The sequence below is a fragment of the Priestia sp. TSO9 genome, from assembly GCF_021029645.1.
Lineage (GTDB): Bacteria > Bacillota > Bacilli > Bacillales > Bacillaceae_H > Priestia > Priestia megaterium_E.
In genome coordinates this window covers 653,914-667,018 of sequence record NZ_JAJEKD010000013.1, presented here as the reverse complement: position 1 = coordinate 667,018, position 13,105 = coordinate 653,914, and the positions used below count along the sequence as shown (strand labels likewise).

At 37.7% G+C, this 13,105-nt stretch carries 14 protein-coding genes; 3 read left to right on the top strand and 11 right to left on the bottom strand.

Annotated features, from left to right (window positions below; all coding sequences use genetic code 11):
* Window positions 1-11: 11 nt before the first annotated feature.
* Window positions 12-2,546 (bottom strand): AAA domain-containing protein, encoded by a 2,535-nt coding sequence (locus LJC66_RS11565; RefSeq protein WP_195694020.1) that lies wholly within the window; start codon window positions 2,544-2,546, stop codon window positions 12-14.
* Window positions 2,547-2,847: 301 nt separating this feature from the next.
* On the opposite strand from LJC66_RS11565, the gene LJC66_RS11560 reads away from it, so the two are divergent.
* Window positions 2,848-3,885 (top strand): LysM peptidoglycan-binding and 3D domain-containing protein, encoded by a 1,038-nt coding sequence (locus LJC66_RS11560; protein WP_230932594.1) that lies wholly within the window; start codon window positions 2,848-2,850, stop codon window positions 3,883-3,885.
* Between the two features lie 20 nt (window positions 3,886-3,905).
* On the opposite strand, the gene LJC66_RS11555 is transcribed toward LJC66_RS11560, so the two are convergent.
* The 4 genes from LJC66_RS11555 to LJC66_RS11540 all read right to left on the bottom strand — a co-directional run bounded on the left by LJC66_RS11555 (window position 3,906) and on the right by LJC66_RS11540 (window position 6,078).
* Complete coding sequence (locus tag LJC66_RS11555) at window positions 3,906-4,382, bottom strand: GNAT family N-acetyltransferase (RefSeq protein ID WP_195694022.1); 477 nt, start codon at window positions 4,380-4,382, stop codon at window positions 3,906-3,908.
* A 2-nt stretch (window positions 4,383-4,384) separates the two neighbouring features.
* Window positions 4,385-4,591 carry a zinc ribbon domain-containing protein gene (locus LJC66_RS11550; protein ID WP_013056980.1) on the bottom strand — a complete coding sequence of 69 codons (207 nt, stop codon included), beginning with the start codon at window positions 4,589-4,591 and terminating at the stop codon, window positions 4,385-4,387.
* Window positions 4,592-4,756: 165 nt separating this feature from the next.
* On the bottom strand, window positions 4,757-5,578 hold the full coding sequence (locus LJC66_RS11545) for an MBL fold metallo-hydrolase (protein WP_195694024.1): 822 nt from the start codon (window positions 5,576-5,578) through the stop codon (window positions 4,757-4,759).
* 290 nt (window positions 5,579-5,868) lie between these two features.
* Entirely contained in the window at window positions 5,869-6,078 is a 210-nt protein-coding gene (locus LJC66_RS11540; protein WP_013056977.1) for a cold-shock protein, read from the bottom strand.
* A 144-nt stretch (window positions 6,079-6,222) separates the two neighbouring features.
* On the opposite strand from LJC66_RS11540, the gene LJC66_RS11535 reads away from it, so the two are divergent.
* Entirely contained in the window at window positions 6,223-6,672 is a 450-nt protein-coding gene (locus LJC66_RS11535; protein WP_230932593.1) for a MarR family winged helix-turn-helix transcriptional regulator, read from the top strand.
* A 62-nt stretch (window positions 6,673-6,734) separates the two neighbouring features.
* Here the strand turns inward: LJC66_RS11535 and LJC66_RS11530 are convergent, their stop codons facing one another.
* The gene (locus LJC66_RS11530; protein ID WP_013056975.1) at window positions 6,735-7,154 is read right to left on the bottom strand and encodes an organic hydroperoxide resistance protein; all 420 of its coding nucleotides are present in this window, start codon (window positions 7,152-7,154) and stop codon (window positions 6,735-6,737) included.
* 186 nt (window positions 7,155-7,340) lie between these two features.
* The gene (locus tag LJC66_RS11525) at window positions 7,341-8,519 is read right to left on the bottom strand and encodes a DNA polymerase IV (protein ID WP_230932592.1); all 1,179 of its coding nucleotides are present in this window, start codon (window positions 8,517-8,519) and stop codon (window positions 7,341-7,343) included.
* Window positions 8,520-8,683: 164 nt separating this feature from the next.
* Here LJC66_RS11525 and LJC66_RS11520 point away from each other — a divergent pair, with 164 nt between their 5' ends.
* The gene (locus LJC66_RS11520; protein WP_195694028.1) at window positions 8,684-9,262 is read left to right on the top strand and encodes a DedA family protein; all 579 of its coding nucleotides are present in this window, start codon (window positions 8,684-8,686) and stop codon (window positions 9,260-9,262) included.
* A 49-nt stretch (window positions 9,263-9,311) separates the two neighbouring features.
* Here the strand turns inward: LJC66_RS11520 and LJC66_RS11515 are convergent, their stop codons facing one another.
* The 4 genes from LJC66_RS11515 to LJC66_RS11500 are packed head-to-tail and all read right to left on the bottom strand — an operon-like array spanning window position 9,312 to window position 13,073.
* Window positions 9,312-9,791 carry an RNA polymerase sigma factor gene (locus tag LJC66_RS11515; protein ID WP_057243672.1) on the bottom strand — a complete coding sequence of 160 codons (480 nt, stop codon included), beginning with the start codon at window positions 9,789-9,791 and terminating at the stop codon, window positions 9,312-9,314.
* 16 nt (window positions 9,792-9,807) lie between these two features.
* Window positions 9,808-11,817 (bottom strand): DUF6449 domain-containing protein, encoded by a 2,010-nt coding sequence (locus LJC66_RS11510; protein WP_230932591.1) that lies wholly within the window; start codon window positions 11,815-11,817, stop codon window positions 9,808-9,810.
* Entirely contained in the window at window positions 11,792-12,691 is a 900-nt protein-coding gene (locus LJC66_RS11505) for an ABC transporter ATP-binding protein (RefSeq protein WP_048020984.1), read from the bottom strand. The genes LJC66_RS11510 and LJC66_RS11505 overlap by 26 nt, the downstream gene beginning before the upstream one ends.
* Complete coding sequence (locus tag LJC66_RS11500) at window positions 12,684-13,073, bottom strand: GntR family transcriptional regulator (RefSeq protein WP_230932590.1); 390 nt, start codon at window positions 13,071-13,073, stop codon at window positions 12,684-12,686. Before LJC66_RS11500 ends, LJC66_RS11505 begins: the two co-directional genes overlap by 8 nt.
* Window positions 13,074-13,105: the final 32 nt, after the last annotated feature.

Genomic DNA, 13,105 nt, shown 5'->3' with positions numbered 1-13,105 from the left:
TTTTCTTAAAGTTACAATAAATCTCTAGGCAAAACTTCCTTTTTGCACGATGGACAACATGCGTAGACGCCTTTATTTTCATCATAATCTACGTTCATCGGCTGCTTGCATGCTTTACATACAGCATGTACGTAGTTTAAATATTTTTCCACTAATAAACGTGTTGCCCCACTTGTTTTCCCGCAATAATAGCAAATAAACCTTACTTTTCCTTTTTTTGTTATCTCTACTTCTCGCATATGCTGACAAGATTCACAGCGATCCCAGCTGAAAAGGTAATTGCTCAAAGAATATTGTGGTTTATTTGTTTCTATATACATTTTCGTTTCTTGATTTCTTGTTTTATCTTCGGTAAAGTCAATCGACCGAATAAGCTGTTTAGCGCCTAGCTTTGACTCAATTCTAGCAGCCATAAACGCTTCATTCTTTCCGCCATAAGGCATATTAATCCATATAGTGGATTCATCGATGATAAGCAGTGACATCGGAACAGCAGATGAAATGACATGCGCGCCGTCAATTCGAACTTCTGTTGGTTCACGAGTAAGAACGGTCAGTTCACCTTTAAACGAATTTAACACATCCCGTATTTCTTGAGGGATAAGGGATGCATAAGGAATGCACAATAAAACCTGCTGCCGAGCTTGATATAAGTCTTTTTTTAACTGATTGCTGTTCGATGGATGGTACCAAATCAATTTAGGATGCTGAATGACTTCTTTTAAAAATTGCTGAGGCTGGTATACTTTTTGATTTTCGTTAAAGTGATTGACCAACTTCCATAACGCTCGCTCTTTTGGTACGCGCTGCTGGGCAAACGACTCGTCTGAAAGCATAATAAATTTTCCTTTTGAACGCGTCACCGCTACATTTACCAATCGGTCGCTATTTTCATTTGTTAAAAGTAACCCTGGTTTTGACTGCGGCTTTGTATCGACCGTATCAAAAATCATGATATCTCGTTCCGCGCCTTGAAACTTGTGTACGGTTGCTGCAATTATACCGCTAGCTGGTTCAATATCTTGAAGAAATGCATTGATCAATTTAGCTTGAGACTTATAAGGAGTCACATAGCCAAGAGTAGCCGAAGAAGCTTTGCCTGCCCGCAGCATCAAACTTACCGCCAACACAGCCGTTATCACATTGTAACGTGAGCCGGAAGCAGCATCTCGCATAGCGGAAGAATGCAAATGACCAATGTTAAGCATAAGCGCTGCTTCATGAGCAAACGGCCGGCTGCTTGCTACTACTTCTCGACTTGTTGTGACAGATGGATGATCTGCTACTCGATTGCTGTAAATATAGCGATTTGTAAAAGCTGAGATATCTTTATGCATTCTTCTTTGCTTCGTCAACATAAAAAGATGCGGGTGTATCTCACCGCTTTCTACTTGCTCTACAAGACCCGTCTGCTCAAATAAATCTCGCTGCAGCCACTTCTTCACTTCAGCATGAGAAGATTGAGATACCGGAGGAAGCTGTTTAAAATCGCCGCATACGACAATTCGTTTTCCTAACGTAGCTGCAAAAGCAATTTGCGGTGCATATGCCATGCTAATTTCGTCTACCACAACCATATCAAATTCACTTTGATAAAGTAATCGGTCAATAGCCGCTTTTGATAAAGTAGTGCCTACAATATACGCTTGATCAAAAACATTTTTCTCCGCTTCAATCCACTTGTTACGAAGGGCGTTTAGCTTTTTGTTAACTTGCTGAAGCTGGTGTGCTCTATTGGGATACCTGCTTAAGTAAACTCGTTCTTCTTGTAAATCACGCATCTCCTGAGCTAAGTACGGATCATCTTCTCCAATGACTTCTTCTACTTTTATATTTTCTAAGCCGCTGCTTTTTGTTGCTCCGTATCGAATGAGTTTTCCTTTTTTCCAAGCTTCTTTCTTTTTTAACTGACGCGCAGTTTCTTGCAGCAAACCGTCCACCGCTGCATTACTGTGAGATAATAAAAGGATCCGCTTTGATTTCCGGTAGTAGCTTGCCGCGATTTTGGACAGCGTATATGTTTTTCCTGTTCCAGGAGGCCCCCAAATATACGTAGTACGGTTATAACGCGCTCGCAGCAACACTTCATGAAGAGCGTTCTTAGACGTATATTCTTTATGACGAACAGGACTATCACCTCTCATAAGACGTTTGATTCTCACTATTTTTTGCTTGTAATCTTTTGCTTCCGTGAGTCTATCAATGAGAGCCTGCAATAATTCCCATGGTTCATTATATATATCGAGTTCGTCTACTTCTTGTCCAATAAACGCATCTATTTTAAGATACAAATCAAACCCTTCTGTTCCGATCACTTCTCCTTTACTTTCTTTATGCTGGTGGACAAGGCGTACCTGAGCTCCATCAAAAAGGTATAAATCGGCTGTGCGTTCAAACCGGTAAAGATACGCATCCTCCTGCTGCCCTAAGTATTCTCCTTTTCCTACCGTATACTTTTCTCCGCCGTGTTTCTTCATATAATTAATCTCAATTGAAAGTGCGCGCACCCATGCTTTTAAATATGAAGAGATAGAGCGTTTTTCCATAGATGTCTAACTCCCTTTTTATCCGTTCATTTCTAACTTGTCTATTCTATCATGTCATTTGAATATAGCATAGCTTCTTTCTTTTTCATTTTTATCAAAGCAGAACACCTTTTTTACTATTCTATCTCTACAGACAAATTAAGACTTTTTTCATCAAAATTGTAAAAAAACCGCGTTTTTTCTATAACTTTAGACGTGTTGTTACAAACTTGTAATATAAAACCTACCATTTTGTCATGAGTTTGTTACATATTGCTGATAGAATAAGAGTCAACTATTGGAAATAAAGGAGAATTATTAGATGAAAAAACACATTTTTACATTAGGGGCCACAGCTTTAGTATCAATTGGAATTGCAGACGCAGCATCGGCTGACACAGACACGCATAAAGTAAAAGCTGGAGAAACGTTATTCAGCATCTCACAGCAGCATAATGTAACAGTTGAAGACTTAAAAAAGTGGAATGGTCTTTCTTCGACATTAATTTATGCAAACCAAACATTACAAATTAGATCTACATCTACTGACTCTTCATCTAGTTCAACTCCAACTACAACATCTTCAAATCATACATATACAGTAAAATCAGGCGACACGCTTTATCGTATCGCTAAAAACAACGGTACTTCTGTACAGCAGCTAAAAGAGTGGAATAACTTATCTAGTCATTTAATTTATGTGAATCAAGTATTAAAAATAAGCGGAACAGGAACGGTTTCATCATCACCTTCAGCACCTGTACAAGAAAAAACAAACGAAACGCAGGCATCTCCGGCTCCTAGGAACAGTAAAAGTTACAAAGTTCAGCCTGGAGATACAATGTGGAGCGTAGCACAGCGACACGGCATTTCAATTTCTCAATTAAAACAGTGGAATAACTTATCGTCTAATACGATTTACATTAATCAAGTGCTACAAGTAGGCGGACAAGCTGCAGCTCAGGCAAAACCATCGACGCCAGCGACTACTGCTCCTTCAACACCGTCAACTTCAGCACCGTCGACTTCAACGCCGGCACCTGCTCCAGTGCAAGAAAGCAAGTCGGTTTCGAAAGAGATTACGGTTGAAGCAACAGCTTATACTGCTTACTGTGCAGGGTGCAGCGGAATTACTGCTACAGGCATCGACCTAAGGTCAAATCCTAATCGAAAAGTAATTGCAGTTGATCCTCGCGTGATTCCATTAGGTTCTCGCGTATACGTAGAAGGTTACGGAGAAGCAATTGCTGGAGATACTGGCGGTGCGATTAAAGGTACTCGCGTTGATTTATTTATGGCATCTCAAAGCTCAGCTTTAAATTGGGGACGCAAAACGGTAAAACTTCAAATTTTAGATTAATCACTAAAAGCAGAAGCGTGTTAGTCGCCTCTGCTTTTTAATTTTTTTTCAAACATAATCATATCGATAGCTTGCAAGCCATTCTCGTAAATTGGTGGAACGTACTGCAAAAAGAAATTCTTTTTGACACCCCTTTGATAAAAGCCTGCCTTTTTATAAAACGCTATGTTTTGAAGACTGGAGTCCGCTGTTCCTACAATCATTTTAGAATAATGGTTACCTTCATACAATGCTTCTAACTTTTTAATAACTTTGCTGCCGATTCCTTTTCCTCTGTATGCTTCTTTTAAACCGATATTTTTCACTTCTACTGCCGATTCCTCTTCATCGATGAGGCACTGCACAACTCCTATCTCCTTCTTTTCATACACAATGGTAAATAAAGAACCTTCATTTATATACGACTTCACCACTTTTTCGTCTTCATCCCCTATTAATAGCAGGTTCAAATAGGAAGCGCGCCGGTCTTTATGAATTTCAATAAGGTCGATACTCATTTTCATCCTCCAAAAAATAAGTCAATAATATTGCTGCCTCTTGAAGATGATTTATTATATAGCTCTGAATATCCGCAGTTCGTGCAATATACCACTGTAAAGTGATTGTGCTGAACGTCTAAGTATCTAGACAGTCCCGTTCCCGTTGTAGCAATTTCTTTTGTTTGTGCTTCTGTATGTCCGCATTTTACACAACCGTTTTTCCCCATTGTCATACTCCTTTATACATAAAATAATTTCTTATTTATATAAACGGATATAAGAGGAAAAAGTTTCATTAAATTGATAAATAAAGGAAAGTAAGAAACCGCATCTCCAACAGAAGATGCGGTTTCTTACTTTTAATATCGACGGGATGACTGTACACTCGATTTCTATAACAGCAATTCTCTTTTCATAATTTCAACGTTTTTTTGATGACATTGTGCGGTGAAGTCAGAGGGAAACGCCAGTTTATCATTTAGCTTATCGAGCGCTTCTTTACTGTCTTCTTTCACTGCAGCGTGCAGTTCATCTAAATAAGAGCTGGCCATCTCCACTCGTCTTTGAATTTCAGCTCGGTGATGTGTCGTTTTCCCATGCCCTGGAACTAGCGTCAGATTTTGGTGCTTAGCTAAAATGTGTCGCGCAGTAGCAAGCGTGTCGCGGTAATCGTTTACACTTTCATATATGTACGGATATTCAAAATCTGATAAATAATCACCCGCGATCCATATCGAATCATCGACAATCATAAATAAGCCATCGTTCGTATGACCTTTTGCAAAATAACAGGTAATGGATGTTTCACCTAAAGTAATGTGCTGTTCATTGTCGGTTACCACAATATCCAGCTCCGGGAATATAATATCATGAGATCTTTTTATATAATAGTCATGATCAAACTGCTTAATCATTTGAACTTTTTCTTCTTTGTCCGGATGATGTTCTAAAAATTTGCTGCCGATAAAGGTGGCATTTAATTCTAAGAAAGCGCCATATCCAATGACGTGATCAAAATCTCCGTGAGTAAAAAACACATACAGTTTGCGATGGTTTAAGATCTCTTGAACATGCTGTTTAATTTCATTAATTTCGTGAGGAAGCCATGTTGGATCAACAACAATAACACAGTCTTTTGTTTCAATCACTGCAGATGTTGTTTGAAACAGCGCGCTTTCAAAAACCGTCATTTGCTCCGTTTTATATTGAATCATGAGAACAGCTCCTTATTTTTTCTATCACCTTTATTATAGCGGAAATAGAAAGATAAGGGCGCGTATGACGGTTTATAAAACGAAACTATGCAAGATGTGATAAAATGCGGAACCAGCCAAACAATGAAATCCAAATAGGAATACTAAATAAGGTTCCCCAAAATAAACCTTTCAAAAAGTTCCCTTGATTCATTCTGATATTCCTCACCTTCATCGTATGTTGGTTTTTAGTCTAGCGCAGCTTAATGAAATTTTAGTGAAAAATAAAAAAAGAAGCAGTTGCTTCTTTTTTATTTATTATAAAATTGGTGATCGTACTTAATTTTCGGCAGCTCGCGTACTTCCTGCGACATTTCCGTTCCGCACATCGGACAGTTATAATCAACCGTAACAAAATCTTCTCTCATCCACCCATTACATGATTCGGATTGACACGCATATACAGTCGTATCCATCATTTGATCTACTTCTTCTTCTACGGCTTTTTTTGCAAAATACATGTGCACAGCTCCCTTTTTTTCTTAGTATATGTAAAATTCCCATTTTTTATTTACAGCTTGATTACTTTTTCATTCGGCGTTATTGGACACCACTATTTAATTGTGTATAATTAAATAAAAAGCAATAGACTGGAGGCAACATGAATGGAACAACTTTATAAGCAGCTGCAGCTAGAAAATCAGCTTTGTTTTTCAATTTACGCCACGTCTCGAGAAATTACAAAGGTGTACAAGCCGCTGCTCGATAAATTAGGAGTAACCTATCCGCAGTATTTAGCCCTTCTTGTTTTATGGGAACATGAAACACTCAGCGTAAAAAAAATGGGCGAACTTCTGTATTTGGATTCAGGCACCCTTACTCCTATGCTAAAAAGAATGCAGGATCAAGAATTAGTGATTCGTCAGCGTTCTCATGAAGATGAACGCGTTGTTTTTATTAGTTTAACCGAAAAAGGAAAAAACTTACGTGATAAAGCTTGTCATATTCCAGAAGAAGTTTTTAGTATGACGAATAAGTCACAAGGAGAATTAGAAAAGCTAAAAGAAACGCTGAAGGAGTTATTGCAATCACTGCATACGTACAATCAAAAATAGACCATATAAAATTGCACATAAAAAAACGCCTGGATTTAAGAGAAATCCAGGCGTTTTTTTATTTACTCAGCCGTTGTATTTAACGTTACGTTAACATTTCCACGCGTTGCTTTAGAATACGGGCAGAATTGATGTGCATCTTCTACTAGCTTCTCAGCTACTTCTTGTGAAACGCCTTTAATATGAGCGTTTAACACCACGCCAATTTTAAAGCCATCATCAGTGTGGTCTTTTAGTAGACTTACCTCTGCAGTAATAGACGAATCAATGTCTTTTTTTTGTTTCTTTGCGATTAAATTTAAAGCACCGTCAAAACAAGCAGAATATCCTGCTGCAAACAGCTGCTCGGGATTTGTTCCTTCTTCTTTGTTATTTGGAGAAGGATTTACAAGGGTTAAATCAATAATACCATCATCTGATTTAACTCGACCATCTCGGCCTCCAACCGCTGTTGCTTTAGATGTAAATAGTACGTCTGACATAAGATCACCTCATAGATTATTTTATGTAATTTCATTGCAGACAATCAAAAAAGTCGCAATCAAATTCATTTTGTAATCACTTTGATTACCGTGATAGTAATGTACTTCCCCTTCTATAATGAGTGTAAACCTATTATTTTATACAAAAAAAGAGAGTTACCTCTCTTCTTTTCCTCTTTGTTTTTTTTAACCGCTTTGAATAATGTTATCTCCATATTTTTCACGCAAACTTTCGACCGCTTTGTATAAAGGCTCTTTTTTTGCTTGCTCTCCATATGTAAACAAATCTAACTGTTCTCCTTCCTGAAGATGGTGGCTCACTTGAAGAGCAGCTACGCCTAATAAACGAATCGGTTCTCCGTTCCAATGCCTTTGAAATAATACCGCACTGTAATGAAAAAGATCGCTTGGCTCGCTAATTGCTTTTGAAATGGTTTGGCTTCGAGTAATGGTTTTAAAATCACTGTATCGTATCGTTAACTGAATCGTTTTGCTTACAACTTTTTTCGCTTTCATGCGAGAGCTTACAGAATGCGATAGTTTATTTAAAATAGGAAGAACTTCATGTTCATCTACTGCATTTTGAGACAGCGTCGTAGAGTTTCCAATAGATTTAAACTGTGATTGGCGATCAGGGTTCACCTGTCGATCATCTTGGCCCCATGCTCGTTCTTTCATCACTTCTCCTTTTACTCCGAGAGTCTGTTTAAGAAGACCAGGAGCGGCATTTGCTAGATCACCGATCGTCACGATCTTAATCGCATTTAGCTTCTCAGCTGTTTTTTTACCGATTCCGTGCATTTCCTCCACCGCTTTTGGCCAAAGAACGGTTTGGACATCTCTTTTTCGAAGGACGGTAATCCCTAAAGGTTTTTGCATATCACTTGCCGTTTTGGCTAAAAATTTATTCGGTGCGATTCCAATTGACACAGGAATTTGCAGCGTCTGTATTAAATGCTGCTGAATTGACTTTGCTATATCAAGAGGAGAACCTAATTCAGCACAGTTTGTAATATCCAAATAGCCTTCATCAATGGAAGCAGGCTCTAAAAGAGGTGAAATGGTTACTAAATAATCAAACATGTTTTTGGACACTTGGCGATATAATGGAAAATTAGGTTTTATAACAACCAGCTCAGGGCATTTTCTTTTCGCTTCCCAAAGAGGCATTGGCGCATATACTCCGCGTTTACGAGCAATATAGTTACAGGTTACAACAATTCCTCTTCGTTCCTTTGGATTGCCAGCAATAGCAAGAGGCTTATCTTTGAGCGTATGATCATGTGCGGTTTCAACAGATGCATAAAAAGCATTGGCATCAATATGAAGAATAACTTTGCCGTTTTTAGGGTACATCATTTTCATACTATCACCTCTTTCTGTATAATTAATCCCTGAAAGAAGAACGTACATTCTTATTTATTATAACTCTTTTTTTCTAAGTTGTGCGTACCTATACTTTATTTTTATTTTGAGCGAACACTGTGTGTCACTCTCTCGTATTCTAATGAAGAAAGGAGGAAGAAAACATGATTGATCAGCTTATCGGAGCCATTAACCAATTAGGCTACGGATATTTCTTTTTTATCATTTTAGTCGGAGCCAACCTTACTCCTATTCCTGACCCGGTCTATATTATGCTTGCGGGCAGTCAGGCTACCTCTCCGTCCGTTCAGTACATTCCAGCTTTTATACTTACCTACAGCGGCATGATGATTAGTTTATATCTTAAGTTTTTGGTAGCCAGTCTTTTTTCAGCTCAGGCGCTTGCGGTATTAAAACGCCCGCGATGGGAAAAAAATGTGATGAAAGTCGAGCGCACGATTCAAGAATATGGATCTCATGCCATCATCGCAAGCTACTTTTTACCAGGCATGCGACATGTGATGCCTTTTTTTCTCGGAGCAAGCGGAATGAAGCATCGGCATTATATTAAAGTCTCATTTTCTTTCGGTTTTATTTGGACGCTTGCTTTATTTATTTTCGGTTCCTTTTTTAATACGACATCTTCTTATACGGACGTGATTGAGATCACTTTAGCTTTTTGTGCGATCAGTTTGATTATCTATGCCGTCCAAAGAAGAAAAATACGAAAAAAACAGCAGTAGTTTGTGTAAAAAAGTTCTTTTTTCACAAACTGCTGCTGTTTCATTTATATTAAATGACTTCATTATATCCCTTTACAAAGTATTTGCGCGCGCGGTAAAGAGCTGATTTTAACGTAGTCATCTGCATATTTAATAACTCCGCAATTTCTTCATATTTAAATCCAAATCCATATTTTAATAGAAGCAAATTGCGATACTTAGGATTCAATTTATTTAAAATCGCCTGACATTCAGCCGCTTCTTCCTTTCTAAGCACCTGCTGAATAGGGGTATACATAACGGGCTCTTCTTTGTAAGAAGACGTATAGCGGTCTTTCACTATTTTACGCCTTCCTAAATCACACCGTTTATTTAATGCGACGCGAAACATCCAAGCTTTTATTTTTTCAGGATCGACCATTTCTTGTTTTTCTAAATATTTTAATGCTACTTCTTGCGTAATATCTTCGGCGTCTTGTCTATTCACGCCATTTTTCAATAAATAAGCCAGCACCTGATTTAAATAATCTTGCAATTCCTCGCCGCACATAATAAGTTCTCCCTTGTTATTTTAGTTTTTCTCTTAGTTCGATTGGCAGTTCATTTTCATTCAACATATAAATCTGAGGAGTATCTACTTGGTCTTTGTAATAAAAAGAAACAAGATAATCTCCTGTATCTCGTAAATTAGCACGTTGAAGAAGCGTTTCTACCTGCTGATTGTTTTTTACTTTAATTGATTTTTCATCCTTCGTTAGAGATGTAAACTCTTCTTCAAGACGATAATCGTTTTTAAGATGAGAAGAATTTTTAAACACTTCGGTTTTTTCTACGTCCTTTGGCATCAGGCGAGCACGTTCATATAAATGCTCTTTCTTCAGCCATGCTTCTACTTCGCTATAAGACTTATCCCAAGAAGCAGTTTGTACGTACTGTCCTTTTCCATCCATAAACTCAATTGAAGCCCAGCTTTCTTTTGTGCTGTACATTTCATCAAACGTTTCGTTCATCATCGACTGTTTGACTACGTGTATAAGTTCTTGCACTTTATCTGGATTTGTAATATTGATTGAATTTGACTTTCCTGGAACAGAAAAACTCACGCTTTTAATTTTATCCGTGTTTTTTGTTCGTAAAAGCGGATGGAAATTTTCTTTGTATTCTTTTGTTTCTGCAATTTCTTTATAAAAAGCTTTATAGTCTGAAAATGGAATAAAGTATTCTCGAACCATTTGTTTTCCATTTTTTAATTTATAAGCAAATACAGCCATTTTCCCGTTTCTGCTTTCTATTTCACTTTGTTTATCAGGATCCAGCTTCTTATCTTTAGATGCTGTAATTTGTTTTTGCAGGTGACGAACGCTCTGAATTGTTTCTTTACTTGTATAGTAATATGGAGCTTCATAATAGCCATTCATTCCATTTGCATAGTTTTCAGGTTTATCAGTCAATGGATATATATCTTCATCGAAATATACACTTTCAATCTCTGAAGCTGCTGGCACTTTAGTAGAATAGCCAAACACATCTAGATGAATGATAAAGCCCACAATAGCTGCAGCTATAACAAACCCTAGATATCCTTTCCATTTCGTAAAGGTGCGCCACGTTTTATTTAAAATAATTTGAGCAACTGTATAGCCTATTAATGAACCAATAATATAGCCCACGACCATCCATGAAAATTCACCTTTCATGCTAATAAAGTAAAATCCGCCTAACATGAGTGAACAAGCGGTTACTCCGTATACGAATACCGGTTTTAACCAGCTAACTGAAATGGTTTGCGTAGCAGCTTCTACTTTTCTTTTTTGATAGGTGATTAAAGCAATGATGTAAAATAAGACAATGAGTCCAATATAGACAAATGCACTAGTAGAAAAGCTTTTATGGGCTACCATTTGCGCTACGTGTGAAAACGGAACAAGGCTGTCAACATTTTCACTCATGTAATAGTCATACGCATAGCCGTACCAGTAAAACTTTACATTGGATATAGCTAAATAAGAGATTCCTCCGGGTAGAAGAAATAGAACGTATAAAAAGATTCCTTGGAGGACAGACATGCCGGTGAACATTCCCGCTAAAACAGTTCCAGTCAGCACAAATAAGTTAATTAAAATACTGTAACCGACCCAGCTTAGAACATCTTTTGTTGTATAAACATTCTCAACGGTTAAAACTCCTTTAACAGCAAAAGTAACGACTCCCGTAATTAAAATAGGAACAACTAAAACCAACGCGCCCAGGAGCATATTTTGATGAAACAGCGTAGAACGCTTAATTGGTAAACTATGAATATAGTCAGCCGCAATCTTCGTTTGTATATATCTAAATAGGAAAATACCAAGTAATACTGGTACAACAAACATAAACACAAATTCCAGCCCATCCAATACGTTAAATAACGTATCTGGTTTCTCTATATAAGGCTCTACCTTGCCTGTGAAAGTGAAAATCAGTTGTAAAGGTAAAGCAAACAGCAGTACTAGCAAGTATACAAGCCCAATCCATCCCACGTTTCTCATGGATTGAATCCACATGCCGCGGTTAAACGATGATGTTTTCGATTGCATAACCCACATCCCCCATTTCATAAATAAAGATTTCTTCCAGCGTAAGTGGCAAGATGTCAAAAATTAAAGGCTTATACGATCGAACTTTGTTGACTAAGTGATTTTCTTTTCCTCGAACAATACAAAGCAAGACGCTTCCTCGTTTTTCTTGATATAAAATGTCTAGCGTGTCATAAAGCGCTAGCGGCACATCTCCTTCAAATGCAACTTGAATTTTGTGCACGTCTGATTTTAAATCATCCAGCTCTTTTTCAATTAATAATTGACCATGATGCAAGATGCCTACATGATCACACAGATCTTCCACTTCTCGCAGGTTATGTGACGAAATTAAAATCGTCATTTCCCGTTCTGCCACGTCTTGAACAAGAAGGTTTTTAATTTTTTGACGCATTACCGCATCTAAACCGTCGAGCGGCTCATCTAAGATAAGTACATCAGGCATAGCAGACAGCGCTAACCAAAAGCCTACTTGACGCTGCATTCCCTTAGACATTCTGTGTACCTTTTTATGTAATTGAATTGGGAAAGCTTCTTTTAATTTTTGAAACCGCTCTTCGTTCCAAGTCGGATAGACGCTTCTATAAAAAGACGCTAATTGCTTAATCGTTGTTTGAGGAAAAAAATAAAGAGAATCTGGCATAAAAATAAGACGTTCTTTTAAGCCAACGTTTTCAAATACTTCCTCGCCGTCTATGGCGATTTTCCCGTGATCCTGCTTGTAAATACCTGCGATGATTTTTAATAGCGTTGTTTTCCCTGCCCCGTTCGAGCCAAGCAGTCCGTAAATAGATCCTTTTTTTATAGAAAGCGTGACGTCTCTTAGAGCTTCCATTTCTTCAAACTCTTTTTTTATCGCCTTCAGTTCAATCACTATCGCTTCCTCCTTTTACTGCTTTTTCAGCCTGTGAAATAAGTGATAGAATTTCATCTTTATCCATCCCTAAATACATAGCTTCTGCCAACAGCTTTACTAATTCTTCTTTCATCTTTTTCACCTTCTCGTTATTTAGTGTATCAACTTGAGGCATTACAAAACTTCCTTTGCCTGGAACTGAATAAATATAATTCTGATGTTCTAGTTCACGATACGCTTTTTGAATTGTATTTGGATTAATCGTTAATTCTTTTGCTAACAGCCGAACAGATGGAAGCTTTTGATCGGCCTTAAAGACTTCATGAATAATAAGCTCTTTCAATTTATCTACTAATTGCTCGTATATCGGCTTGCGACTACGAATATCTAAATCGAACATAGTCTGCCTCCCTTCATCTACCCAAAATCATG

Excerpts from the sequence above, each read along its gene's own strand:
- LJC66_RS11565 (WP_195694020.1), bottom strand. The coding sequence starts at position 2,546 with ATGGAAAAACGCTCTATCTCTTCATATTTAAAAGCATGGGTGCGCGCA.
- LJC66_RS11560 (WP_230932594.1), top strand. The coding sequence starts at position 2,848 with ATGAAAAAACACATTTTTACATTAGGGGCCACAGCTTTAGTATCAATT.
- LJC66_RS11555 (WP_195694022.1), bottom strand. The coding sequence starts at position 4,382 with ATGAGTATCGACCTTATTGAAATTCATAAAGACCGGCGCGCTTCCTAT.
- LJC66_RS11550 (WP_013056980.1), bottom strand. The coding sequence starts at position 4,591 with ATGGGGAAAAACGGTTGTGTAAAATGCGGACATACAGAAGCACAAACA.
- LJC66_RS11545 (WP_195694024.1), bottom strand. The coding sequence starts at position 5,578 with ATGATTCAATATAAAACGGAGCAAATGACGGTTTTTGAAAGCGCGCTG.
- LJC66_RS11540 (WP_013056977.1), bottom strand. The coding sequence starts at position 6,078 with ATGTATTTTGCAAAAAAAGCCGTAGAAGAAGAAGTAGATCAAATGATG.
- LJC66_RS11535 (WP_230932593.1), top strand. The coding sequence starts at position 6,223 with ATGGAACAACTTTATAAGCAGCTGCAGCTAGAAAATCAGCTTTGTTTT.
- LJC66_RS11530 (WP_013056975.1), bottom strand. The coding sequence starts at position 7,154 with ATGTCAGACGTACTATTTACATCTAAAGCAACAGCGGTTGGAGGCCGA.
- LJC66_RS11525 (WP_230932592.1), bottom strand. The coding sequence starts at position 8,519 with ATGAAAATGATGTACCCTAAAAACGGCAAAGTTATTCTTCATATTGAT.
- LJC66_RS11520 (WP_195694028.1), top strand. The coding sequence starts at position 8,684 with ATGATTGATCAGCTTATCGGAGCCATTAACCAATTAGGCTACGGATAT.
- LJC66_RS11515 (WP_057243672.1), bottom strand. The coding sequence starts at position 9,791 with ATGTGCGGCGAGGAATTGCAAGATTATTTAAATCAGGTGCTGGCTTAT.
- LJC66_RS11510 (WP_230932591.1), bottom strand. The coding sequence starts at position 11,817 with ATGCAATCGAAAACATCATCGTTTAACCGCGGCATGTGGATTCAATCC.
- LJC66_RS11500 (WP_230932590.1), bottom strand. The coding sequence starts at position 13,073 with ATGTTCGATTTAGATATTCGTAGTCGCAAGCCGATATACGAGCAATTA.